22 protein-coding genes and 1 pseudogene are annotated in these 23,726 nt (G+C 72.5%); 11 read left to right on the forward strand and 12 right to left on the reverse strand.

Annotated elements, in window-relative coordinates; translation table 11 throughout:
- Positions 1-7: 7 nt before the first annotated feature.
- Together JL106_RS01700 and JL106_RS01705 are read right to left on the reverse strand one after the other, a co-directional pair.
- A complete protein-coding gene (locus tag JL106_RS01700; protein WP_236006501.1) occupies positions 8-1,444 on the reverse strand; it encodes an MFS transporter in 1,437 nt (478 codons plus the stop codon).
- Between the two features lie 127 nt (positions 1,445-1,571).
- Positions 1,572-1,874, reverse strand: coding sequence for a helix-turn-helix domain-containing protein (locus JL106_RS01705; RefSeq protein WP_205258949.1), 303 nt, complete (start codon positions 1,872-1,874; stop codon positions 1,572-1,574).
- 65 nt (positions 1,875-1,939) lie between these two features.
- Between JL106_RS01705 and map the strand changes: the two genes are divergently transcribed.
- The gene (gene map, locus JL106_RS01710) at positions 1,940-2,722 is read left to right on the forward strand and encodes a type I methionyl aminopeptidase (RefSeq protein ID WP_205258950.1); all 783 of its coding nucleotides are present in this window, start codon (positions 1,940-1,942) and stop codon (positions 2,720-2,722) included.
- On the opposite strand, the gene JL106_RS01715 is transcribed toward map, so the two are convergent.
- Together JL106_RS01715 and JL106_RS20540 are read right to left on the reverse strand one after the other, a co-directional pair.
- The gene (locus JL106_RS01715) at positions 2,723-4,810 is read right to left on the reverse strand and encodes a heavy metal translocating P-type ATPase (RefSeq protein ID WP_236006503.1); all 2,088 of its coding nucleotides are present in this window, start codon (positions 4,808-4,810) and stop codon (positions 2,723-2,725) included.
- Between the two features lie 145 nt (positions 4,811-4,955).
- Positions 4,956-5,936, reverse strand: a complete 981-nt coding sequence (locus JL106_RS20540; RefSeq protein WP_205258951.1) for a DUF305 domain-containing protein — start codon at positions 5,934-5,936, stop codon at positions 4,956-4,958.
- Positions 5,937-6,679: 743 nt separating this feature from the next.
- On the opposite strand from JL106_RS20540, the gene JL106_RS01725 reads away from it, so the two are divergent.
- Positions 6,680-7,081, forward strand: a complete 402-nt coding sequence (locus JL106_RS01725; protein WP_268927932.1) for a LysE/ArgO family amino acid transporter — start codon at positions 6,680-6,682, stop codon at positions 7,079-7,081.
- A 92-nt stretch (positions 7,082-7,173) separates the two neighbouring features.
- Positions 7,174-9,063 carry a KUP/HAK/KT family potassium transporter gene (locus JL106_RS01730; protein ID WP_205258952.1) on the forward strand — a complete coding sequence of 630 codons (1,890 nt, stop codon included), beginning with the start codon at positions 7,174-7,176 and terminating at the stop codon, positions 9,061-9,063.
- A 7-nt stretch (positions 9,064-9,070) separates the two neighbouring features.
- Here JL106_RS01730 and JL106_RS01735 read toward each other — a convergent pair whose 3' ends face one another.
- The gene (locus JL106_RS01735; protein ID WP_205258953.1) at positions 9,071-9,427 is read right to left on the reverse strand and encodes a nuclear transport factor 2 family protein; all 357 of its coding nucleotides are present in this window, start codon (positions 9,425-9,427) and stop codon (positions 9,071-9,073) included.
- A gap of 131 nt (positions 9,428-9,558) precedes the next feature.
- On the opposite strand from JL106_RS01735, the gene JL106_RS01740 reads away from it, so the two are divergent.
- Positions 9,559-10,206 carry a hypothetical protein gene (locus tag JL106_RS01740; RefSeq protein ID WP_205258954.1) on the forward strand — a complete coding sequence of 216 codons (648 nt, stop codon included), beginning with the start codon at positions 9,559-9,561 and terminating at the stop codon, positions 10,204-10,206.
- Positions 10,207-10,411: 205 nt separating this feature from the next.
- Positions 10,412-10,612 (forward strand): hypothetical protein, encoded by a 201-nt coding sequence (locus tag JL106_RS01745; RefSeq protein WP_205258955.1) that lies wholly within the window; start codon positions 10,412-10,414, stop codon positions 10,610-10,612.
- Here the strand turns inward: JL106_RS01745 and JL106_RS22330 are convergent.
- Both JL106_RS22330 and JL106_RS21430 read right to left on the reverse strand, forming a co-directional pair.
- Positions 10,591-11,174: pseudogene (locus tag JL106_RS22330) on the reverse strand (dihydrofolate reductase family protein). The gene JL106_RS01745 and the pseudogene JL106_RS22330 sit on opposite strands and share 22 nt — an antisense overlap.
- 53 nt (positions 11,175-11,227) lie before the next feature.
- Positions 11,228-11,359 carry a hypothetical protein gene (locus tag JL106_RS21430; protein WP_268927918.1) on the reverse strand — a complete coding sequence of 44 codons (132 nt, stop codon included), beginning with the start codon at positions 11,357-11,359 and terminating at the stop codon, positions 11,228-11,230.
- A gap of 307 nt (positions 11,360-11,666) precedes the next feature.
- On the opposite strand from JL106_RS21430, the gene JL106_RS01760 reads away from it, so the two are divergent.
- Positions 11,667-11,909 carry a hypothetical protein gene (locus JL106_RS01760; RefSeq protein ID WP_205258958.1) on the forward strand — a complete coding sequence of 81 codons (243 nt, stop codon included), beginning with the start codon at positions 11,667-11,669 and terminating at the stop codon, positions 11,907-11,909.
- A 51-nt stretch (positions 11,910-11,960) separates the two neighbouring features.
- Here the strand turns inward: JL106_RS01760 and JL106_RS01765 are convergent, their stop codons facing one another.
- Positions 11,961-13,055: a glycoside hydrolase family 76 protein gene (locus JL106_RS01765; RefSeq protein ID WP_205258960.1), complete on the reverse strand. Its 1,095-nt coding sequence runs from the start codon at positions 13,053-13,055 to the stop codon at positions 11,961-11,963.
- Positions 13,056-13,129: 74 nt separating this feature from the next.
- On the opposite strand from JL106_RS01765, the gene JL106_RS01770 reads away from it, so the two are divergent.
- The 3 genes from JL106_RS01770 to JL106_RS01780 all read left to right on the forward strand — a co-directional run bounded on the left by JL106_RS01770 (position 13,130) and on the right by JL106_RS01780 (position 17,415).
- Positions 13,130-14,308, forward strand: coding sequence for a sugar ABC transporter substrate-binding protein (locus JL106_RS01770; protein WP_205258961.1), 1,179 nt, complete (start codon positions 13,130-13,132; stop codon positions 14,306-14,308).
- Positions 14,305-15,423: an ABC transporter permease gene (locus tag JL106_RS01775; RefSeq protein WP_205258963.1), complete on the forward strand. Its 1,119-nt coding sequence runs from the start codon at positions 14,305-14,307 to the stop codon at positions 15,421-15,423. The genes JL106_RS01770 and JL106_RS01775 overlap by 4 nt, the downstream gene beginning before the upstream one ends.
- A 219-nt stretch (positions 15,424-15,642) precedes the next feature.
- On the forward strand, positions 15,643-17,415 hold the full coding sequence (locus JL106_RS01780) for a pyridoxal phosphate-dependent aminotransferase (protein WP_205258965.1): 1,773 nt from the start codon (positions 15,643-15,645) through the stop codon (positions 17,413-17,415).
- Here JL106_RS01780 and JL106_RS21850 read toward each other — a convergent pair.
- Entirely contained in the window at positions 17,369-17,995 is a 627-nt protein-coding gene (locus JL106_RS21850) for a phosphatase PAP2-related protein (protein WP_205258967.1), read from the reverse strand. The two genes, JL106_RS01780 and JL106_RS21850, sit on opposite strands and share 47 nt — an antisense overlap.
- Before the next feature lie 23 nt (positions 17,996-18,018).
- Positions 18,019-18,765 carry a FadR/GntR family transcriptional regulator gene (locus JL106_RS01790; protein WP_205258969.1) on the reverse strand — a complete coding sequence of 249 codons (747 nt, stop codon included), beginning with the start codon at positions 18,763-18,765 and terminating at the stop codon, positions 18,019-18,021.
- A 316-nt stretch (positions 18,766-19,081) separates the two neighbouring features.
- On the opposite strand from JL106_RS01790, the gene JL106_RS01795 reads away from it, so the two are divergent.
- Positions 19,082-20,452, forward strand: coding sequence for an MFS transporter (locus JL106_RS01795; RefSeq protein WP_205258970.1), 1,371 nt, complete (start codon positions 19,082-19,084; stop codon positions 20,450-20,452).
- Between the two features lie 103 nt (positions 20,453-20,555).
- Positions 20,556-22,034 carry a protein adenylyltransferase SelO gene (locus JL106_RS01800; protein ID WP_328840994.1) on the forward strand — a complete coding sequence of 493 codons (1,479 nt, stop codon included), beginning with the start codon at positions 20,556-20,558 and terminating at the stop codon, positions 22,032-22,034.
- A 21-nt stretch (positions 22,035-22,055) separates the two neighbouring features.
- On the opposite strand, the gene JL106_RS21440 is transcribed toward JL106_RS01800, so the two are convergent.
- Both JL106_RS21440 and JL106_RS01805 read right to left on the reverse strand, forming a co-directional pair.
- The gene (locus tag JL106_RS21440; RefSeq protein WP_268927919.1) at positions 22,056-22,190 is read right to left on the reverse strand and encodes a hypothetical protein; all 135 of its coding nucleotides are present in this window, start codon (positions 22,188-22,190) and stop codon (positions 22,056-22,058) included.
- A 166-nt stretch (positions 22,191-22,356) separates the two neighbouring features.
- Positions 22,357-23,712, reverse strand: coding sequence for a vWA domain-containing protein (locus tag JL106_RS01805; protein ID WP_205258973.1), 1,356 nt, complete (start codon positions 23,710-23,712; stop codon positions 22,357-22,359).
- Positions 23,713-23,726 lie beyond the last annotated feature (14 nt).

The following is a 23,726-nucleotide window of genomic DNA, read 5'->3' on the forward strand; positions in this document are numbered from 1 at the left end:
CGGGCCGTCACCTCACGTCGGTGACGTGCCGGGCCGCCGACGCCGGCAGCCGCAGGGCCTCGACGGTCGGGACGACCAGCAGCACCGCCATGACCCCGAACGCGGTGGCGAAGGCGACCGTCGACGACGGGCTGCCGGCGATGGTGTCGCCCAGCCGCAGGGCCAGCGCGCCGATGGCGATGCCCAGGCCGGTGCCGAGTTCCTGCAGCGTCGCGTTCAGCGTGTTCGCCGACCGCAGCTCGTCCGGAGCGACGTCGGCGAAGGCGGCGGTGTTGTACCCGCTGAACCCGATCGACCGGAACGCCCCGGAGCAGACCAGCAGCAGTGCAATCACCCAGAGCGGGGTGTCCCGGGGCAGGAAGGCCATGGCCACCAGGCAGACGGCCCCACCGATGCAGGCGCCGACCACCACGGTGCGGATGCCGAAGCGGCGCATGAGCGGGGTGGTGACCGGCTTGATGCCGATGTTGCCGACGAAGACCGCGATCACCATCAGCCCGGCCTGCGCCGGCGACCAGCCGAAGGCGAGCTGGAACAGCAACGGCAGCAGGAACGGGATGGCCTGGACGACGGCCCGGTAGACGGTCCCACCGGCCGCGGTGAACCGGAACGTGGCGATCCGGAGGATCCGCAACCGCAGCAGCGGCTCGGCGGCCCGGCGCAGATGCCGCACCGCGGCGCCCAGCAGCACGGCCGCGCCGGCGAGGGACGCCCAGGCGGCGGGGTTGTCGAGCGACCCGGCCCCGAGCGTCTCCAGCCCGAGCACCAGCGCGGCGACTCCTGCAGCCAGCAGCACGAAGCCCAGCCAGTCCAGGCGCAGTCCCCGCACCGCCGGCAGGCCTGGGATCACCCGCCAGCCGACGGCCAGGGCGATCATCCCGAGCGGCACGTTGATCAGGAAGATCCACTCCCAGCCCACCGACTGGGCCAGCAAGCCGCCCACGGCCGGGGCGACGACCGGCGCCACCAGCGCCGGCCAGGTCAGGAACGCGATCGCCCGCACCAGGTCGGTCTTGCTGGTGCTGCGCAGCACGACCAGCCGGCCGACGGGCACCATCATCGCGCCACCGACGCCCTGCAGGACCCGGGCCGCGGTCAGCGTGGCCAGGTCACCGGCGAGCGCGCAGCCGACTGAGGCGAGCACGAAGACCACGACCGCGGTCAGGAACACCCGCCGGGCGCCGAGCCGATCGGCCAGGTACCCGCTGAGCGGGATGAGCACGGCCACCGACAGCGAGTACGCGGTGATCAGGACGTTCAGGTCCACGGCGGCCACGCCGAGGTCGCCGGCGATGACCGGGATCGCCGGCGTCACGATGGTCGCGTCCAGCAGCTCCATGAACAGGCACCCGGCGACCAGCAGCGCCAGCGCGCGGGAGAACCGTTGCGGGGGTGCCGGCGGGGCGGGTGTTGCGGCCATCGAGGTGCCGTCCTCCAGGTTCATCAGCATCATCGTCAGCGACGCGCGGCTGCGGGGACCGCGGCGCTGGTCGCGACGACGAGCCTGCACCAGTGCGAACGGCGCAGTCGGACCGGGAGCGCCGTTCGCGCGCAGGCGCCGGATCCCGGCGTCAGGAGACCAGCCGGTCCGACGTCGCCCGGGCGTCCTGGACCGGCTCGACGCCAGGCTGCGGACGGTTGATCTCGGCCCAGACCGCGTCCAGGGACAGCCCCACCACGTCGGCGATGGCCGCGATGGTGGAGAAGGCGGGCGTGGCCACCCGACCGGTCTCGATCTTGCGCAGCGTCTCCGGTGAGACGCCGGCGTCGAGAGCGGTCTCGAGCATCGAGCGACTCCCCCGCGCCCGGCGGAGCAGCGCACCGAGGCGCTGCCCGCGTTCGACGTCTTCAGGGGTGAGTGGCAGCCGGACCATGGGACGATCCTAGCGGGATAGTCTTACCGGGATAGTTATTGGTCAACCCGAGGAAGGCACCGCCTGTGATCGAGATCCTGAGCCCGACCGCCCTGCCCCGCGCCCGGGAGACCGGGCGAGTCGTCGCCGACATCCTGCAGGCGGTCCGGGTGCGCACCACGGTCGGCACCAACCTGCTCGAGATCGACCGCTGGGCCTGGGACCTGATCCTTGCGGCGGGCGCGGAGTCCTGTTACGTCGACTACGCACCGTCCTTCGGCAGTGGGCCCTTCGGGCACTGGATCTGCACCTCGGTGAACGACGCGGTGCTGCACGGGCGGCCGCACAACTACGCCCTCGTGGACGGCGATCTGCTGACCCTCGACCTCGCCGTGGCCAAGGCCGGCGTCGTCGCCGATTCGGCGATCAGCTTCGTCGTCGGCGACGCACGCCCGGCAGAGAGCCTGGCCCTCATCGACGCCACCGAACGGGCGCTGCGCGCCGGTATCGCGGCGGCCGGGCCGGGCGCCCGGATCGGCGACCTCTCGCACGCCATCGGCTCGGTGCTGAGCTCGGCCGGGTACTCGATCAACACCGAGTTCGGCGGCCACGGCGTCGGCTCGACGATGCACCAGGACCCGCACGTCTCGAACACCGGCCGCCCCGGGCGCGGGTACAGGCTCCGGCCCGGGCTGTTGCTCGCCCTCGAGCCGTGGGTCATGGCCGACACCGACCGGCTGGTCACCGACGCCGACGGCTGGACCCTGCGCAGCGCCACCGGCTGCCGGACCGCACACAGCGAGCACACCATCGCGATCACCGACGACGGCGCCGAGATCCTCACGGTGCCGGGCGGTTCCGCCGTCTGATCAGGGCATCCGTGGCCCGATCATGGTCTCGGCCCGGAGGTCGACACGGCGCAGCAGCTGGGCGTTGAGGGCCACCATCACCGTCGAGGCCGACATCAGGATCGCACCGACGGACATCGGCAGAACGACGCCGACCGGGGCCAGCACGCCGGCCGCCAGGGGCACCGCGATGAGGTTGTATCCGGCAGCCCACCACAGGTTCTGCCGCATCTTGCGGTAGGCGGCCCGCGACAGCGTGATGACGGACAGCACGGCACGCGGGTCGTCGCCGGCCAGGATGACGCCGGCGGAGGCGATGGCCACGTCGGTCCCGGCGCCGATAGCGATACCGACATCGGCCTGGGCCAGTGCCGGTGCGTCGTTGACGCCGTCGCCGACCATGGCCACGGACCGGCCCTCATCCTGCAGTGAGCGCACGGCGGCGGCCTTGTCGTGGGGGCGGACACCAGCGAAGAACCGGTCGATGCCCAGCTCGTGAGCGACCGCGGCGGCGACCGGCTCCGCGTCTCCGGTGATCATCACGACCTCGATGCCGCGCTCCCGCAGGGCCCGTACCGCCTGCCGGGATTCGGGGCGCACCTCGTCGGCCACGGCCAAGGCGCCGACGACCCGGCCGTCGGCCAGGACGTGCAGCACGGTCGCGCCACGGTCGTGCCACTGGCTCGCCCGGGTCAGCTCGTCGAGGTGCTGCTCGGCGAGCAGGTGCGGGCCGCCGACGGTGATGACGCGGCCGTCGACGGTGGCGGTGACGCCGACGGCGGGCGTGGACGTGAAGTCGCGAACCGGCGGGACCGTGAGGTGCCGGTCCTCGGCGGCGGTGACGACGGCCCGCGCCAGCGGGTGTTCGGAGTCCTGTTCGGCGGCCGCAGCCCAGGTCAGGACCTGCTCGACCATGCTGCCGTCGACCGCGACGACGTCGAGGACGGCGGGCGCACCCCTGGTCAGGGTGCCGGTCTTGTCGAACAGCACCGCGTCGACCGTGCGCATCCGTTCCAGGGCGAGCCGGTCCTTGACCAGCACGCCGGCGCGGGCGGCGCGTTCGGTGGCGATGGAGACGACCAGCGGGATGGCCAGCCCGAGCGCGTGCGGGCACGCGATGACCAGCACCGTGATCGTGCGGACCACGGCGTCGTCCGGCAGCCCGATCGCGGTCCACACCACAGCGGTGACCGCCGCCGCACCCAGGGCGAACCAGAACAACAGGCCGGCGGCGGTGTCGGCCAGCCGCTGCGCGCGCGAGCTGGAGTTCTGCGCATCGGTGACCAGGCGGCGGATGCCGGCCAGGGCGGTGTCCTCGCCGATGGCGGTGACCCGGACCCGGATGCCGGAGTCGGTGGCGACCGTGCCCGCGACGACCGGGTCACCGACGTCTCGGCGCACCGGCACGGATTCGCCGGTGATCATCGACTCGTCCACACTGGCCGACCCCTGGGTGATGCGACCGTCGGCCGGGACCCGCCCGCCCGGGCGGATCACCACCAGGTCGCCCACCCCCAGCTGATCCGGCGGCACCTGCTCGAGCTGATCACCCCGGATGCGCTCGGCGACATCGGGCAGCAAGGCGGCCAACGAGTCCAGCGCCGAGGTGGTCCGGGCCAGCGACCGCATCTCGATCCAGTGGCCCAGCAGCATGATCACGATCAGCAGCGCCAGTTCCCACCAGAAGTCCAGCTCGTGGTCCAGCACTTCGAGCGAGGCGCCCCACGACGCGACGAACGCGACGGTGATGGCCAGGGAGATCAACAGCATCATCCCGGGCCGCCGCGAGCGGATCTCCGAGACGGCTCCGGTCAGGAACGGGCGGCCACCCCAGGCGAACATCACCGTGCCGAAGACCGGTGACGCCCACCCCACCCACGCCGCCGACGGCAGCTGATAGCCCAGCAGCATCGCGAACATCGGGGAGCAGACGACTACCGGGACCGCCAGCGCGAGAGACCACCAGAACAGGCGCCGGAACTGGCCCACGTGATCGCCGTGACCGGAATGGCCGGCCATCGAGCCGTCCGGGTGACCGGCGTGCGGGCCGGAGGCAGCGGCGCGATCGAGCTGGGCGTCGTGCTGGTGCTGGTGGATGTCCGGCGTCATGACTCTCCTCGAAGTGCCTCCGCAATATACCCCCCAGGGGTATCGGACGACCAGGGGTCGGCGGTGGTCGTGTGCCGGATCCCCGGCGCACTGACCCCAGGCCCGGGGCGTTCCCCCGGGCCCGGGGCGGATCACCTGCGGCGGATCACGGTCTCTGCAGCAGGCTCCGCATCTCGGCGATCTCGGCGGTCTGATCGACGACGATGCGGTCGGCCAGGGTCAGCGCCTCGGCGTTGAGCCCGTCCGCCAATTCGGTGCGGGCCATGTCGACGGCGCCTTGGTGGTGCTCGAGCATCAGGGTGAGGAACAGCTCGTCGAACGCCGGTCCGGACGCTGCCTCCAGTACGCCCATCTGCGCGTCGGACATCATCCCGGGCATCGCCGACCCGTCGTCCATGCCGCCGTGGTCCATGCCGCCGTGGTCCATGCCGCCGTGGTCCATGCCGCCGTGGTCCATGCCGCTGTGGTCCATGCCGCCGTGGTCCATGCCGCCCATGTCGTCGGCGTCATCCGCCGTCGACCCGGTCGCCGGCACCGGCGTCGCGGCCGGGGCGGTCCACGCGGTGACCCACTCGGCCATCAGCGCGATCTCCGGGCCCTGAGCCGCCGCAATGTCGGCGGCCAACGACTTCACCTCGTCGCTGGCCGCTCGCGCCGGGGCGAGGTCGGCCATGTCGATCGCCCCTTCGTGATGCACGATCATCATCTGCGCGAACCGCAGGTCCGCTGCGTTGAACGACCCGGTCGGTACCGATGTCGCTCCGGGCGTGGTCGAGGGCGACGCGGGACCGCCCGTGGTCGGGGACATGCCCATGCCGGACGGCATGCTCATGTCGGACATCGAGTGGCGCGCGCGGTCGGCGGCGGGATCAGCATTCGATGCGCAGCCGGACACCATCAACAGGACAGCTGCGCCGGCGGCAAGGCTCGGCGCGACGCGGAAACGAATGTGGAACACGGGGAATCTCCTGGCAACGTCCAAGGGATCGTGGGCATGCGGGCGACGCCGGCGGCAACTGATCGCTGCTGACCGGCGTGCATCGCGGCCTACACCCGCAGGACGCACAGCCTGGAGAGATTGGGTCTGCGTTCCGGCGGACCGCGCCGCCGAGCCAGGCGGGACCACACCACGGCTCCTGCCGACCGGGACCGGATGAGACGCGAGAGCACGACCAAGAGCGCCGCCAGCGCGGTTCCCGCGGCGGCCAGGAACAGCAGGCACGCCGCCACCGTCATCCCGCCCGAAGCCGGCGCCGGTCCCACCGACGCCGTGGGATCGTCCGCTGCCGCGGCGGGGTCGGTGGCGTCATGGGCCGACATCGGGGTGCGCAGCTCGTGAGGCGATACCGGATGGGCCGCCGCTGGAGGGACCGCCGCTGGAGTGATCATCGCGCCGTGCCCGGCGCCGCCGTCGTGCTCGGAGAGCACGTGCATCGCCACCAGCCCGATCGTCACGCCGGCGAGCAGGAGTGCCCACGCCAGTGACACCGTCGTAACCCGACGTCCCCGGCGGCCGGTGAGCCGGGCGGAGTCGTTCGCGATCCCGGACTGCATCCACGCCACGATACCCCCAAGGGGTACGGTCGGGCGGCCCAGGCCGGAATTCAGCCGGCGCCCAGCCACCGGTCGGCGAGGTGGCCACCCAGTCCGGCGCCGCGCCCGGATCGGCCGGCGGGCCCTCCACCACCACGAACTCGTCGACGCCGAGATCGGCCAGCCGCCGGGCGTCCCCGTCCTGCGGGTCGCGCAGCGCGACGGCCACCGAGAGTGCGGCGCGGTCCCGCCCGGCCGCGCGACACAGGTTGTCCAGCACGCTGAGTCGATCGACGACGGCGTCGACGCCGTCGAGATCGAGCGGGTCCCGGACTGCTGGACGTGGTCCGCTGGGTCGGAGCCGCCTTCCTGGCCGGCTACGGCCTGCTGGCCCTGCGTCGGGCGCTGCGGCCCCGGGCGTTGGACGCCGGTGGCACGGCCAGACCGTCGACGCTCGCGGCGACCCTGCTCACCGCCCTGGCGCTGACCTGGCTGAACCTGCACGTCTACCCGGACACCGTGGTGCCGCTCGGCTCGATCGCCCAGAGCCAGCCCGGCCAACTGACCTGGTTCGCGGTCGGCGCGGCCACCGGCAGCGTGCTGTGGTTCAGCGCGCTGGGCCGGGGTGATGCCCTGCTGCGGCCGCTGTTCGCCCGGCGCGCCGCCTGGTGCGTCCGCGACGCCGGCATGGCGGTGGTGAGGCTCACCCTGGCGGTGTCCCTCATGCTCGGCGATTGACGACCGTCGCACGGCGGGTCACGGCGATGTCCATCTCCGCGCGACGGAGGGCAATGAGTGACGTGGAGATCACGCTCAGTCATGATGATCGCATGGCGAACAAGACGGCACCGGTCGGTGCCGCGGCGGCGATCGGCGCCCTGGGCGTGGTCTTCGGCGACATCGGCACCAGTGGGCTGTACACGTACCAGACGGTGGTCACGACACCGGACGGCCGGATCGACCGGACCATGGTCCTCGGCACCACCTCGATGATCATCTGGGCCATGACGCTGGTCGTCACCGTTCTGTACGTCCGGCTGCTGATGCGGACGGACAACGCCGGCGAGGGCGGGCTGCTCGCCTTGTTCGGGTTGCTGCGGCTGCGAGGGGCGGGTCGCCGCACGACGGCGGTGTGTGCCGTGCTCGCCATGATCGGTGCGGCGATGTTCCTGGGCGACTCGGTGATCACGCCCGCGGTCTCGGTGCTGTCGGCCGTCGAAGGCATCGAGACCTTCGACACGGATCTGGCCGGCGCCGTGGTGCCCATTGCGATGGTCATCCTGGCCGGGTTGTTCCTGCTGCAACGGTTCGGCACCGAGCGCATCGGCCGGCTGTTCGGCCCGATCATGCTGGTCTGGTTCGCGATCATCGGCGTCATCGGTCTCATCTCGGTCGTGCAGAGTCCCGAGGTGCTGCTGGCCCTGTCGCCGCACTGGATCGTGCTGCTGGTCGCCGAGCAGCCCTGGGTCGCCTTCGTCGCCCTCGGTGGCGTGGTCCTGGCCATCACCGGCGCCGAGGCGCTGTACGCCGACATGGGTCACTTCGGGCGCAAGCCGATCGTGATCGCCTGGCTGTGCGCGGTGTTCCCGGCCCTGGTGGTCAACTACCTGGGGCAGAGCGCCGAGGTGCTGCGGACCCCCGAGACGATCGCCAATCCGTTCTGGGACCTGGTGCCGCGCTGGGCATCCATCCCGGTGGTGGTGATCGCCACGGTGGCCACGATCATCGCCTCCCAGGCGGTCATCTCCGGCAGCTTCAGCGTCGTGCACCAGGCGTCCCGGCTCGGCCTGATGCCGCGGCTGCGGGTGACGCACACGTCCGACGAGAACTCCCGGCAGATCTACCTGCCGTCGGTCAACCTGCTGCTCGCTGTCGCGGTGCTCGCTCTGGTGCTGACGTTCCGCAGCTCGGACCGGCTGACCGACGCGTACGGCCTGGCGGTGACGATGACGATCGTCATCACGACCACGATCTACCTGGTGCTGCAGCACCACACGGACCCGTGGCGCTGGCAGAGTTTCGTGGCCGGATTCATCCTGCTGGTGATGCTGTGCTTCCTGGCGTCGAACTTCCTGAAGATCCCCACCGGTGGCTGGCTGCCGCTGACCCTCGGCGCCGTCCTGGCCTCGCAGATGGCGATCTGGTCATGGGGCATCCGGCGCACCCGCCGCCAGTTGCAGCGTGAGGCGAACACGGCCGACTACAGCATCGACACGGAGATCGGTCAGCACCCGTCGGCGTCCCGGGTGCCCGGGACCGCCGTCTACCTGGCCCGGTCCGCAGACATCGCTCCGCTGGCGTTGCGCTCGATGCTCGACTTCACCCAGGTGCTGCACGAGTACGTGCTCATCCTGCACACCCGAGTGTCCGACCTGGCGGTGGTGCCGGCCGACCAGCGCATCGTGGTCTCCGACCACGGCGCGGGCGTCTTCCAGATCACGTGCGAGATCGGATACTCCGAACGGATCACGATGCCCGAACTGATCCGGTCGGCGCAGCAACGGTGCCCGACCATGGCCGGCGCCGACGTCGAGCGGGCCATCTACTTCCTGTCCGATGTGACCCCGCAGTACCACTCGCCGGACCAGACCCGTCCGGTGCTCACCACCTGGCGCCAGCGGCTGTACATCGGTCTCGAACGCCTGGCCCCGGAGCGGGTCGACGTCCTCGGACTGCCGGCCGACCGCACGGTGTCGGTCGGGCGGGACGTCGTGCTCTGACCGGCGTTCACTCCGTCAGCAGCATGGTCCACAGGCGGGCGATCAGGCCGTCCTCGACCAGGGCGATGTCGATGCCGCGGGCCACCGGCGGCGCCCCCGGCGGTCCGAACTCCCACGCCAGGTGCCCCAGATCCTGGGCCACCGAGACCGGCCCGGCTGGGCTGAACACGAAGCCGGGGGCGTCGTCGAGCAGCTGCTGGGCCTTGGCCAGCACGGCGTCCCGGCCGACCACCGACGCCTCCGGGTCGCAGAACCGGACATCGGCCGCGAGCACCCGCTCGGCGGCCGCCGCCCGGCGGTCGGCGTCCCGTTCGCCGAAGACCTCCAGCAGGTTCGCGCGCACCAGTTCCTCGATCGTGGCCATGGATGTCACCGCTTCCGTGTGTGGCCGGGATCTCCGGCCGGTGTCGATCAGCATGCCCCTGGCCGCTGGTCGCCCGCGGATCGCCCACGTCGCCCGTGGTGTCGGGGGCGTCACGGTGCTGCACTGGCGTCATGCGAGAAGTCAGGAGCGGTGACGAGCCGCCGGAGGACTTCGCCCGCCGGATGCGTCGACGACGGGTCCCCACCAACGAGTTCGGCGGGCCGGCCTTGATGGAGCCGGAGCTGTTCCGGTCCGGTGACCGTGCCGTCCAGCTGTGTTCGGTCCGCGTGTACAGCGTCGGCGTGCGGTTCGACCTGCAGACGGTGGTGCGTGACCCCGGGACGGACCCCTGGAGCCTCCACCGCAGAGGTCCGGGCCGGGATCCCGACGACCATCTGTGGATCGGCGTGAAGCTGCCGGACGGGCGGACGGCCACCAACGCCGGCTTCCGGTTCCCCGAGGACGCCGACGACGACACGCCGGTGCTCACCCGGCTCGGCGGGAGCGGCGACGGCACCACCATGTCGCTGTCCTACCTGCTGACGCCGATGCCGCCGCCGGGGCCGATCGAGCTCGTCCTGGCCTGGCCGGCCGGGGACATCGCCGAGCGCTGGATCACGCTGGACGGTCAGGCCCTGGCCGACGCGGCCGCGCGGCTGGTCGTGCTGTGGCCGCCGCAGCCGGACCCGTCGTTCCCGGGGCCGCCCCGAGCTCCCACCCCGCCGCCGGGGTGGTTCGAGCGCAATCCCCCACCCGCGGACCCGCCCCGGCCGGGCTGACCTGGACCGGCCCCGCCGTCGGCGCCGCGCATCGTCGTCCGTGCCCACGGACGACGATCTGGAAGGCTCGTGCCGTGGATGCCAGCGACCCGACAGCTCCCGTGTCCGCCGCGGACGAGGCCGTCATCGCCCGCGGCCGGCCTTGCTCTGGGACCCGCCCGCGCCATCGGCCGTCGGCCGCACGGCCCGCCTGAGTCTGGAGGCCGTGGTCACCGCGGCCATCCAACTGGCCCAGGAGTCCGACCTGGATGCGCTGTCCATGCGCGCGGGTCCGCGGGCCCGGTCGGGCGTCGGGGTGATGTCGCTCTCCACCGAAGTCCCTGGGCGGGCCGAGCTCATCGAACTGATGATCGACCGGGCGTACGGCTCGTTCGAGCTGCCGACTCAGGACCGATCCACCCGGTAGGTCATGTGGGTGCACACCGGCGAAACCTCGACGGCGACCTGGGTGAGCCGGTGCCGGCCGACACCGGTGAACAGCGGCGTGCCCGCGCCGAGCGTCTCAGGCGCCACGTGCAGTCGCAGCTCCTCGAGCAGCCCGTCCCGCAGGCAGGATCCGATGAGCGCTCCGCCCCCCATGATGAAGACGTCCCGGTCACCCGCAGCCGCGCGAGCCCGGTCCAGGGCCGCGGCCGGTCCGTCGGTCACGAAGGTGAAGTCGTGGGAGGCGGCGAGCCGGTGGCTGGCCGGCGGTTGCCGGGTGACCACGAAGAACGGCGGCCGACCGTCCTCGGCCGCGCCGTAGCCCAGGCCGTATCGACGATGTCGAACGTGTTCCGGCCCATGACGACGGCGCCGGACGCCGCGTTGTGCCGGCGCAGCACCCCGCGGTCGACGGCGTCGTCGCTCTCCAGCGCCCAGGCGTGCAGGCGGTCGCCGTCCTCTCCCAGGCCCTGCTCGGGATCGGGATCGGGGCCGGTGACGAACCCGTCCAGCGAGATGGTGATGTCAGCGATGACGAGGGTCATGCCAGGACCGACCGGCCCAGGCGCCGGCGCTCATCGCTGCCGGGCACACCGGTTCACAGATCGCGTCGACCGAAGGACAGCGCGGCCAGGGCCAGCACCAGGGCCAGCCACACTGCCGACCAGAGCAGGTAGCACCCACTGAGCGACGACTGGCTCAGGAACGGGAACCCCTTCGAACGCCGCACCCAGCTGACCGAGCGCCGTCGGATCCTGCAGGGCGTCCGTGGCGCCGCGCCAGAGTCCGTCGGTCGACACCACCATCCGGGACATCGCACCCTCCGCGGCCACACTCTCGTTGTCCAGCGCCGCGCCGACCCCGCCGACCACGCCCGCGATCCAGGTCGCGCCGAACAGCCCGAGGGCCACCACGCCGGACGCCATCGGCCCCTGCTCCGGAGCGCGGGGCCGGGGAGCGGTCGCGGTCTCGGGCCGCAGGGCCCGACGACCAGTTGCACTCGGCCGCACCGCGTCGAGGTCTGCTCCATCACGGTCATGCCATCGACCGTCGCCGACGATGAGCTCCGACGGACCTGCCGCGATCTCGTCGCCTCGGAGACCGCCATGACCGACCCGACCCGCGGCGGGGCCCTGTCCGTCACGGCCACCACCACCCGCATCGCCCGGGACGCCGACCTCGGCGTGCTGACCCAGTGCACCGTCACACTCATCGATCCCGACCGCGCGCTGACCGCGACGTTGCGCCATCTCGGAACCGGGCCGCTCCCGCTGGACTGATCGGGCCGCGTCCGTCGCCGTCCGTCGCCGTCCGCCGCCGTCCGGTGCCGGTCAGGGCGACGGCTCGGGACTGCTCTCCTCGGGCTCGTCCACCGGCTGGGCGGCCACGAGCAGGTCGACGGCGCTCTGCTGGGTGGCCGCGCTGACGAAGGCGACCGGGCCGCCCCAGTGCAGGCCGTACTGGTTGTCGTCGGTGCGGTCGTGCTCGTAGGCGGTGGTGGCCTGATCGACGAGGTAGTCGCTGTACGGGTGGTCCTCCAGCGCCCGGTTCAACTCGCCGAGGTTGCGGACGTAGATGCCCTTGAAGCTCGGCGCGTCGATGCCGCAACCCGAGTCCTCGCACGGTTCGGTGAGCACGTCGTCGACGTGCAGCGCCTCGGCGTCGGTCGATGCATCGGCCAGTTCCCGCGCCCGCTCCAGGTACTCCTCGCGGCCGGTGGCCTGCTCCAGCGCGACGAGCGCCCCCAGGACCACGCCCTGGTTGTACGTCCAGGTCGTCTGGCCGTTGTTGCGGCACGTCCCGGCGTTGAGCCCGTCGTTGATCAGCAGGTCGTCGTTGATCATCCCGGACGCCTCGAACCAGTCCCACACCTGCACGGCGCGGTCCACGTACGACGCCCCGGCCTCACCGCTCAGACGTCGGCCAAGCTCCGCGGCCGCCTTGACGAAGAGCTGATTGGTGATGGCGTTCTTGTACGTCCGGTTCACCGTCCACCAGAGTCCGCCCCCACACGTGTCATCTGCGTGCTGCCACATGAAATCGATGCCGGTGCGGGCGGTGTCGAGGTAGCGGCTCTCCCCGGTCAGGTCATAGGCGCGGATCCAGGCCAGCGCCCACCAGCCGGTGTCATCGATGAGCTCGTTGATGAAGTTGCCCTGGGCGGCGTTGCGCTTCTGCGTCCAGGTGTTCTCCACCACCCACTGGTACCGGCGGTCCCCCGAGGTCAGCATGAAGTCGGTGACCGCCGTCAGCGCGTTCGCGCTGTTCCACCAGCCCGTCGTCGGCCACACGCCGCTGCGCTGGTCGTAGAACCCGACCAGGGCGTCCACCGCGGGGACCTCGGACGGGGCTTCCGACCCGCAGCCGGCCAGCAGCGTCCCGGCAACCAGGAACCCCAGCAGGCGCATGGGTCGGCGAACGCGCATACCGTCCACTGTGTCAGAGCGACCGCGCCGACTGCCTCGCTCACCGCTCCCCGACCGCCCAGGAGGACCGCCGCATGCCGTTCCCGCGAGTCGGCCCACGCCGGCCCGACCCCACCCGGCCCCGCATCTCGAACCCGGCGCCGATCCTCGCCGGGCTGCTGGCCGTGGCCGTGCTGCTGGTCGGCTGCTCGACCGCAGGCCCGGACGTCCCGACCACCTCGGCAGCGCCGCCGGAGACCACCACGAGCAGCTCCGACTCCACGACGATCGCGCCGTCGACGACGCCGACGCCGCTGTCGCCCACCACTCTGCCCACCACGACCGAGACCGGGGCGACCGTGCCGTTCCGCACCGTGGTTCCGGGCAGCGGCGACGGGCTCCGCATCGGCCTGGTCGCGCCCACCACCGCGGACGCGTTCGGCCGGGCCGTCACCGACTCGGTGGTCGCGCAGGCGGAGATCGCCGGGGCGGACCTCGTCCGGTGCGACCCGGGCGACGACGCCGCCCTGTTGCTGGAGTGTGCGCAGCGCATGGCCACCCAGCAGGTCGACGGCTGGATCGCCATCCCGCCGCCCGACCTGGGCGACGCCTTCTGCACCGCCGGCCCGCAGGACGTGCCGCTCATCGCCATCGCCCCACGGGCGGTGCGCTGCCAGACCGCGCGGATCGGCACCGACGAGCTGCAGGCCGGATTCCTGGCCGGGAGCGCACTGGGCCGTTCGGCCCGACTGACGGCCGACTGCTCGTACGACGCGCTGGTCCTGATCACCAACTCGGCCACTGGGTCGACCGCCACCCGGCGCCTGGCCGGCATCCGCACCGGGTTCGCCTCGGAGTGCCCCGGGCCGCTGGACGACGCCGTGCAGGTGGACGCGGCCACCCAGGACATCGCCTACCGCGGGTTCACGGCAGCCCTGACCGGGGTACCCGCCGACGGTCGGGTGCTGGTCGCGGCGGTCGACGACGTCGGCGCCCTGGGCGTCGCCGCCGCGCTCGACGACACCGACACCCGGACGGTCACGCTGGCCGCGGTGGGCGCCGACCAGCAGGCCCGCTGCCGGATCCTGGACACCCCGCAGTGGCTCGGCGACACCGCCCTGTTCCCGGACCGCTACGGGGAGGTCGCGGTCCCCGCGCTGCTGGACGCCCTGGCCGGGAAGGCGCTGCCGCGGATCATCTCGCTGGAGACGACGTTCGTGACGGCCGAGACCGTCGGCGACGTGTACGACCTCGACGATTGTCCGGCGCAGTGACGGCCACACAGCCGGCCCGGCCGGACGGGTCGGACGGGTCGGCGCGACGCGTGCGGCGGATCACCGTCGCCCGCATCACGCTCGCCCTCGGTGCGGTGCTGGCCTTCGTGGTGTGTGCCCTGGCCAGCCCGTTCTTCCTGACCGTGGACAACCTGGCCAACCTGCTCGACGACCTCGCCCTCACCGGCATCGTGGCCGTCCCGGCCACGTTCCTGATCATGAGCGGCCACGTGGACCTGTCGGTCGGCGCGGCGGCGGCCTTCAGCGGGGTGGTGATGGCCGATCTGGCCGGCGATGTCGGGCTGCTACCCGCGGTGGCCCTGGCCGTCGGCACCGGCCTGGTCATCGGGCTCATCAACGGTCTGGTCGTCACCGGGGCGCGGATCGACAGCGTGCTGACCACGTTCGCGGCCATGGCGCTGCTGCGCGCGCTGGCGTACCTGGTGCCCAGCGGGCTGGGCATCGCGGTCGCCGGCTTCCGCACCCTGGGGCACACGTCGCTGCCCTTCGACCTGTCGCTGCCGATCATCATCTTCGGCGTGCTGGCGGTGGTCGGGGCGCTGCTGTCGAGGTTCTCAATCGGCCGGCGGACCCGGCAGATCGGATCGCTGCCCGTCGCGGCCCGCTACGACGCCGGGCCGGACCGCCGCTGGATCATCGGCCTGTTCGCGGTGTCGGGGCTGGCCGCTGCGCTGGTCGGGCTGATCCGGACCTCGCAGCTGGGCACCGGGCTGCCGACCGCCTCCACCGGCCTCGAGCTCACCGTGGTGGCGGCGGTGCTGCTCGGCGGCGAGCGGGTGGCCGGCGGCCGCGGATCGGTGATCGGCACCGTGCTGGCCCTGGTCTTCATGGCCATCGTCGACAACGGCCTGTCCCTGGCCAACGTGACGGCCTACGCGACCCAGGTGTTCCACGCGGCGCTGCTGGTCGTGGCGCTCATCCTGGCCCGGCCACGCCGCCGGTTCCGTCGGCGGGACCCGGACCACGACGGCGGTCGGCGGGGCGTCACCGGAGCGCCGGAGCCCGCCGACGGCCGGGCCGATGACCGGACAGCACGCGGGGCCGACCACCGAGCGGCGCTCCGACCGGCCGAGGATGGTCCACCCCGTCCCTGACCGGGAAAACACCCGCCGTCGTCGCCCGGACGGGCGAACGGCGGCCGTCGCAGCGACCGCAGCTCCGGACCCGGCGATGCAGCACATCATCCGTCCGCGGGACCGCGTCGACGATCACCGTCGCTGACGTGATCAGCGGGTCGTTGCAGACCGCACCGGGAGTGGGTCGCCGCGGGACGCGGTGATCATCGCCACGTCCCGCGCTGGCACACTGCCCCGATGTCAGCTCCGACGGAGAAGCCCGGCTACGCCGGTCCCGGCGACCCGTCCGCGTCGGCGGACGACGACCAGGTCGTCATCACGCCCGCCTCCACGGCCGACCTGCCGGCCATCTTCCGGCTCCGTCACGAGGTCTACGCGCTCGAACTCGGGCAGCACCCGCCGAACGATGACGGCACGCTCAGCGACGGACTCGACGGCCGCAACCAATACCTGATGGCCCGGTCCGGAACCACGCTCGAAGGGTTCGTCAGCATCACGCCACCCGAGGCGGGACGGTGGTCGTTGGACAAGTACCTGGACCGCGCGCAGTTGCCGTTCGCGACCGACGACACCGTGTTCGAGGTCCGACTGCTCACCGTCCGCCCCGGCCGTCGCGGCCGCCGGGTCGCCCACCGGCTCATGGCCGCGGCGCTGCGTGAGGTCCGGCGGGCGGGCGGCACCCGGATCGTCGGGATGGGACGCGACGACCTGATGGACCTGTACCGCAGTGTGGGACTGGGCCCGCTCGGCATCCCGATCACCAGCGGCGCGGTCCGGTTCGAGGCGATGACCGCCACGGTCGCCGAGTTGGTGGCACACGCGCAGATGGTCGGCATCCCGGAGTTCGACGACGGGGCGAGCGATGCCGCCACGGACCCGTCCCGGACCGACGACAGCTGCCTGCACGGCGGCGCCTTCTTCGGTGCCATCGGCGAGGACTTCGCCGACCTGGACCGGCGGCGCGAGGTGATCAACGCCGATGTGCTCGACGCCTGGTTCCCGCCGGCGCCGGGCGTCGTCACGGCGTTGACCGACCACCTGCCGTGGCTGCTGTCCACGTCGCCGCCCACGGACGGCCGCGGGCTGGTCGACGCGATCGCCGCCGTCCGCGGGCTCGACCCGGCGGCCGTGCTCGTCGGCGCCGGATCCTCGGCGTTGATCTACCTGGCGTTCGGACGCTGGTTGTCGCCGTCGTCGCGGGTGCTGCTGCCCGACCCGACCTACGGCGAGTACGCGCACGTGCTCGAGCACGTCATCGGCTGCCGGGTCGACCGGTTCCCGCTGCACCGCGGCGACGGGTACCGGCTCGATCCGCACCGTCTGGTGGCCGCAGCCGCGGATCACGACCTGCTGGTGCTGGTCAACCCGAACAGCCCCACCGGGCAGTACGTCCCGGGCGACGAACTGGCCGACGCACTCGGGCGGCTAGCGCCGACCACCCGGGTCTGGATCGACGAGACGTACGTCGACCATCCGGCCGGCAGCCGCTCGCTGGAGCGGTTCGCCGCCGCGTCCGACTCGGTGACGGTCGTCAAGTCGATGTCCAAGGCCTACGCGCTCTCCGGCGCCCGGGTCGCCTACCTGGCCGGGCCGCCGGCCCAGCTCGCCGCCCTGCGCCGGTGGACGCCGCCGTGGGCGGTCAGCCTGCCCGCTCAGGTGGCTGCGGTCCGCGCCCTGGCCGATCCCGGGTACTACCAGGCCCGGTGGCACGAGACATCAACTCTCCGAGTCGATCTGGAACGGCGCCTGCGCCTGCTCGGCCTCGCGGTGGTGCCCGGAACGGCGAACTTCGTGCTGGCCCACCTGCCCGACGACGGTCCCGACGCCGCGACGGTCGTGCGCCGCTGCGCCGCGGCCGGCGTGTTCCTCCGGGACGTCGGGGCCATGGGCACCGCGCTCGGCGACCGCGCGCTGCGGGTCGCCGTCAAGGACGGGCCCAGCGCCGATCGGATGCTGTCCGTCCTCAGCCGGGCGCTGGCTCCGACCGGGGGGACGTCGTCCGCCCGCTGAGCCACCAGGCCAGCAGCGTGAACACCGGCGCGGCCAGGACGTCCACCGTCCAGTGCACGTGCTGGGCCAGCAGCATGCCGGCCACCGCGACCGCGGCGCCGATGAGCGGCCACCGCATCCACCGCGGCCGGGCCAGCAGCACCAGCAGCGTCATCACCGCCGTGTGCCCGGAGAAGAACAGGTCCCGGGTCAGCGGCTCCGCGCCCGGGTAGAGCAGCTGGTTGACCGGATCGACCAACAGCACCAGGTCCGGTGGTGGGTCCAACGGGACCAGCCCGATCGTCGTCATCCGCAGAGCGACCATGAACACCGCGGCGTGCAGCCCGCGGACCACCAGCCGGGGTCGCCGGCGCAGGCCCAGCAGCACCACGGCGAGCGCCGTGTACTGCAGCGCGAAGATCGGCCCGGACAGTTGCGCGGGTCCCAGCCAGGCCAGCACCGCGTCCCCCGGCACCGCGCCGGGCCGGTGCTCGACGGCCCGGAAGACCTGCGGCACCACCACGGTCAGCAGCGCCGCGGCCGCCAGGCCGACGGCGAGTTCACGACGCCACGACGTCGAGCGCCAGGCGCGACGCCACACCTGCAGCACGGTGGTCGCGCCGCTCAGCCGGATCCCAGACTCTCGGCCAACCGCAGGTCGGCGGCGTCCATCAGTGCCTGCATCGACCGCTCGGCCCGATCGGGATCGCCGTCGCGGATCGCCTCGTGGACCGCCTCGTGCTCCCGCAACGTGGCCGCCATGGTGCCCTCGACCCGCAGCGTCCGGTCGAACCAGGCCAGCAGCAGCGAGCGCACCCCGCGCAGCAGATCGGCCAGCACGGTGTTGCCGGCCAGTGCGGCCACCTCCAGGTGGAAGTCGAGGTCGGCCTGGACGAACGTCTCGACCGATCCCGCGGTACGCATGCGGGCGACGATCGCGCCGAGCCGGTCCAGGCCGGCGGCATCGGCCCGGTCCGCGGCCAGCCGCGCGGCCAGCACCTCCAGGTGCTCCCGGATCTCGACCAGGTCCTGGGTGCCGGGCTCGCCGAGCATCAAACCCCACTGCAGCGCCTGGGAGAGCAGTTCCGTGCTCGGCTGTCGCAGGTAGGACCCGGAGCCGGGGCGGATCTCGATGATGCCGAGCAGGTCGAGCGCGGCCATCGCCTCGCGCAACGTCGACCGGCTCACCTGCAACGTGGCGGCGAGTTCGCGCTCGGCCGGCAACCGGGTCCCGGACGCGAACCCACCCGAGGTCAGTTCCGCGAGCAGTCGGCGGGCGACCGCGCTGACCGCCGACGTGCGCTGGAACGGCGAGGTGTCACCCGCCGGGAACGGCATCCGCACGCCATCTCCGGTCTGCTGTGCCGACATCGCCGTCTCCTGTCGCGAGCTCGGCCTCGAGGTCGTCCATGATCACCCGGCCGATCGCGACGCAGGGTAGCGGAACTGGTGGACCGGTCCACCACCCCCGCCGGGCTTCCGGTCGAGTGGAACGACCGATCCTGAATTGGTTGACCAGTTGACCGCACTGACCTACCGTTGCCCGGTCATGCCGGCCGGTGATGGCGAAGCAACCCGCCCGCGGCCGGCCTTCTCAGCCGGAGCGACGTGGCGGTCGCGCGCAGTCGTGACCCCGGGGCGTCGTCGTGCCCCCGACCGCCGTCGGCGCCAGACACAGGAGTGGGCGATGGACGCATCAAGCCGGAGCACGGGCGCGCTCGAGCGCTCGGCGATCAGGAAGGTCTCGCTGCGGCTGGTGCCGTTCGTCGCGTTGATGTTCTTCATCAACTACCTGGACCGGACCGCGATCTCGTTCGCCGGACCGAACGGGATGAACGAGGACCTCACCCTCTCGGCGGCCCAGTTCGGCTTCGCCTCGGGCGTCTTCTTCATCGGGTACATCATCCTCGAGGTGCCCAGCAACCTGGCGCTGCACAAGTTCGGCGCCCGGCGCTGGCTGGCCCGGATCATGGTCAGCTGGGGCATCGTGGCCGCCCTGTTCGCCTGGGTGAGCAGCGCCGAGGGCCTGTACGTGCTGCGCTTCCTGCTCGGCGTGGCCGAGGCCGGGTTCTTCCCGGGCGCCATCCTGTTCCTGTCGACCTGGGTGCCGGCCGCACACCGGGCCAAGATCCTGGCGCTGTTCTACCTGGCCCAGCCGTTGACCACCGTGCTCGGCGCCCCGCTCGCCGGCTGGCTGATGACGCACGACGGCTTCCTCGGCCTGGCCGGCTGGCGGTTCATGTTCCTGGCCGTCGCCGTCCCGGCCATCGTCGTCGGCGTCATCGCCTGGTTCTACCTGCCCGACCGGCCGAACAGGGCCAGGTGGCTGTCCCAGCCCGAGCAGGAATGGCTCGAGGGCGCGCTGGCCACCGAGCGGGAGACCAAGGACTCCGGCGGCTCGCACAGCTTCCGATCCGTGCTCGACAACGGCCGGGTCTGGGCCCTGTGCTTCGTCTACTTCGGCTTCATCTACGGCCTGTACGCCCTGGCGTTCTTCCTGCCCACGATCATCACCGGGTTCCAGGAGCAGTTCGGCGTCTCGTTCGGCCTGGTCGAACGCGGCCTGATCACCGCGATCCCGTACCTGCCCGCGGCGATCGTCATGCTGCTCTGGTCGCGGGACGCCACCAGGCGCGGCGTCCGCACCTTTCACATCGCCGTCCCCGCACTCATCGGCGGGATCAGCATCCCGCTGGCCCTGTACATGGGCTCGCCGACGGCCACCATCGCCGTCATCACCGTCACCGCCTGCGCGATCTTCGCGGCCCTGCCGAACTTCTGGACGATCCCCTCCCGGTTCCTCACCGGCGCGGCGGCGGCGGCGGGCATCGCGCTCATCAACACCTTCGGCAACATCGCCGGCTTCGCGGCCGGCTATGCGACCGGCGGGCTGCGCAACCTGTCCGGCTCGTACACGCTGCCGATGTTCGTGGTCGGCGGCTTCATGCTGCTGTCGGCGATCCTGATGGTCGGCCTGGACCGGCGGGCCAAGTCGACCGGGGGCCGGCCGGGCGAGCACGGTCCCGACGTCGACGCCCACACCAAGGCCGTCGGCTGAGCTCCGGCGCCACCGCATCGCGAGACGGGCGCCGCCCCCCCCCCCCCCGCGGGGGGGGGCGGCGGCGTGGCGGGGGGGCGGGCCCCACCGTACAGTGGTGGAGGTGAGCATCGCGCCGGCCCAGACCGCGACGTCGACCGTGTCGTTGCAGCACCGCTTCGCCACCGAGCTGCCCGAACTGGCCCTGTCGTGGCAGGCGGTCGAGACGCCGCAGCCACGGCTGCTGGCCCTGAACGGGCCGGTCGCGGCCGCGGTCGGGCTGGACGTCGACTGGCTGCGGACACCCGAGGGCGTCGGCCTGCTCACCGGAACCCGGGTGCCGGACGGGGCCGCCCCCGTCGCCCAGGCCTACGCCGGCCACCAGTTCGGCGGCTACAGCCCCCGGCTCGGCGACGGGCGGGCCCTGTTGCTCGGGGAACTCACCGACGGCGCCGGCCGGCTGCGCGACCTGCACCTCAAGGGCTCCGGTCGCACGCCGTTCTCCCGCGGCGGCGACGGCCTGGCCGCGGTCGGTCCGATGCTGCGGGAGTACGTCATCAGTGAGGCCATGCACGCCCTCGGTGTGCCCACCACGCGGTCGTTGGCCGTGGTCTCGACCGGCCGCCCCGTGCAGCGGGAGACCCTGCTGCCCGGCGCCGTCCTCGCTCGGGTGGCGGCCAGCCACCTGCGCGTCGGGTCGTTCCAGTACGCCCGCGCCACCGGGGATCCCGAGCTGCTGCGGCGGCTGACCGATCACGCGATCGCCCGGCACCATCCCGCCGCCGCGGACGCCGAGATCCCGGCGCTGGCCCTGTTCGAGGCGGTGGTCGCGGCGCAGGCGACGCTGGTCGCGCGGTGGATGCTGCTCGGCTTCATCCACGGCGTGATGAACACCGACAACATGACCATCTCCGGCGAGACCATCGACTACGGCCCGTGCGCCTTCCTGGACGCCTTCGACCCGACGACGGTCTACAGCTCCATCGACGAGGGCGGGCGCTACCAGTACCGCAACCAGCCGGTCGTGGCCGAGTGGAACCTGGCCAGGTTCGCCGAGACGCTGCTCCCGCTCATCGACGCCGATCAGGAGGCCGCCGTCCCGCGCGCCGTCGCGGTGCTGGAGACCTTCCGCCCGCGGTACAGCGACGCCTGGTCGGCCGGCATGCAGGCCAAGCTCGGTCTGCCGGACGGTCTCGACGAGGCGGTGGCCGCCGCGCTCATCGACGATCTGCTGGTGCAGATGCAGCGCAGCCACGTCGACCACACCTCGCTGTTCCGGCGACTGGCCCTGGCCGCCCGGGATGATCGCGAGCCCGCACGTGGTGAGTTCCTCGACCTGGCCGCCATCGACGCCTGGCTGGACCGCTGGCTCGCGCTCGGCCCCGACGCGGACGCCATGGACCGGGTCAACCCCGTGGTCATCCCCCGCAACCACCTGGTGGAGGAGGCGCTGGCGGCGGGCACCGACGGCGATCTCGCGCCGTTCGAGCAGCTGCTGGACGCGGTCTCCGCGCCGTTCGACGTCCGGCCCGGCCTCGAGCGGTACGCCGAACCGGCACCCCGCGACTTCGCCAGCAGTTACCGCACCTTCTGCGGCACCTGAGCCCGGCTCGGGAGCCGTTGCTCAGCCCAGCTTCTCGGCCAGCCAGTCGGCGGTCGCCCGCAGTGTGGACCGGAACTCGGCGCGGTCCGGGGCGTCGGCCTGCAGTTCGTGGCTGGCCCCGTCCACCGTGATGAGCGTGGTGTCGGTGCTGGCCACCGCTGCAGGAAGGCGTCGGCCGCCGACGGTGGGACCACCGGGTCGTCGGAGCCGACCATGGTGCGCAGCACCGGTCCGGCGCCGGCCGTCACCCCGGGGCGAAGTTGCCGCCCGGACGGGTGATCACCGCAGTCCTGACCTCGCGAGTGTGGGTCGACCGGGCGATTCACCCGGTCGGTGCCACGATGCCGGTGGCCCGCGCTGCGCGCAGCCATTCCGGGTACTCACCGAGCAGGCGACGGTAGAGCTCGGCGTCGTCCACCCGGTCGATGTCGTCCACCGCGAAGAAGTCGACGTTGTCGACCGTCCGGCCGCCCATGTCGTCCAGCTTGGTCAGCAGCCCGTAGTCGTTCGCGCCGAGCCCGACGAACACCCAGAAGATCGGCAGGTCGGCGGCCCGCTTCATCAGCGCGGTGATCTCCCGCCGCTTGTGGAAGCCGCCGTCGGTGAAGAACAGCACCAGAGTCGGGCTGCGGTCCGGTGACGCCTCGCCCATCACCTCGGTGATGATCGGGATCTCGTCGTTGATCCCGCCGATCTTCTTGTAGTCGATGCCGCCGTGCTTGCCGGAGATGTGCAGGTACTCGTCCGGCCAGGTCTCCAGGTCGGCGACCGTCAGGTCGGGCAGCCGGGCGAAGGACTTGGCGTACAGGTAGACCTCGAACGAGCCGTCGTCGTCGAGCTGGGTGGCCACCGGCACCATCCGCTCGACCACCCGGTGCACGAGGCGGCTGGCGTACTCGTCGTACATCGACCCGGTCTTGTCGATGACGAGGATGGTGCGGGCCCGCTCGCCGGCCACGCCCTTGGTCAGCAGCACCCGGTGCACCTCGCGCTTGCGCAGGTCCAGGGCCTGCCGTTTGACCAGCGACAGCCGCTCCTCCCCCGGCACCGAGCGCGGACCGTCCTCGACGGGCGGCGCCGGGGGCGCGGCCGGTGCCGGCACAGCCGGTGCCGGCGCGGCCGATGCGGTCGGCGTGACCGGAGCCGGTTCGTCGTCCACGGTCACGCCGTGCTCGCGGACCAGGGCGGCCAGCCCCTCGGCCCACCCGGCCGAGACGCACCGCACCTTCCACGCGTCGGCACGGCGGTAGATCTCGACCAGGACCGCGGCCCGCTCCGTGGTGAGCCCGGCCGCCGGGGCCAGTAGCGCGCCGGAGCCGTCGGTCGGCACGATGGTGACGCCGAGCGCGGGGATGTCCGCCAGCGCGCCGGAACGGCTCGCGTCCAGCGCGACGGTCACCGCGATGGTCTCGATCGCGGCGGGCACCGCGGTCAGGTCGATCGCCAGTTCGGCACCGCCGCGCACCTCGAGCGCGCCCTCCGGTGAGCGCGGCTGGTTGAAGAAGACGAAGTCCGCGTCGCTGCGGACCGTCCGGTCGCCCCCCAGCTGGAACGCCATGAGATCGACGGCGCCGGGTTCGGCGCCGCCGACCAGCACGGTGATCGCGCTCGCGGTCAGGGTGGTGTTGGCCCCACGGCCCAGTTCGGTGGCGGGTCGCTCCGAGTCGTCGATGGTCATGCGCCCATCTCACC

The sequence above is a fragment of the Nakamurella leprariae genome (assembly GCF_016918035.1).
Classification (GTDB): Bacteria; Actinomycetota; Actinomycetes; order Mycobacteriales; family Nakamurellaceae; genus Nakamurella; species Nakamurella leprariae.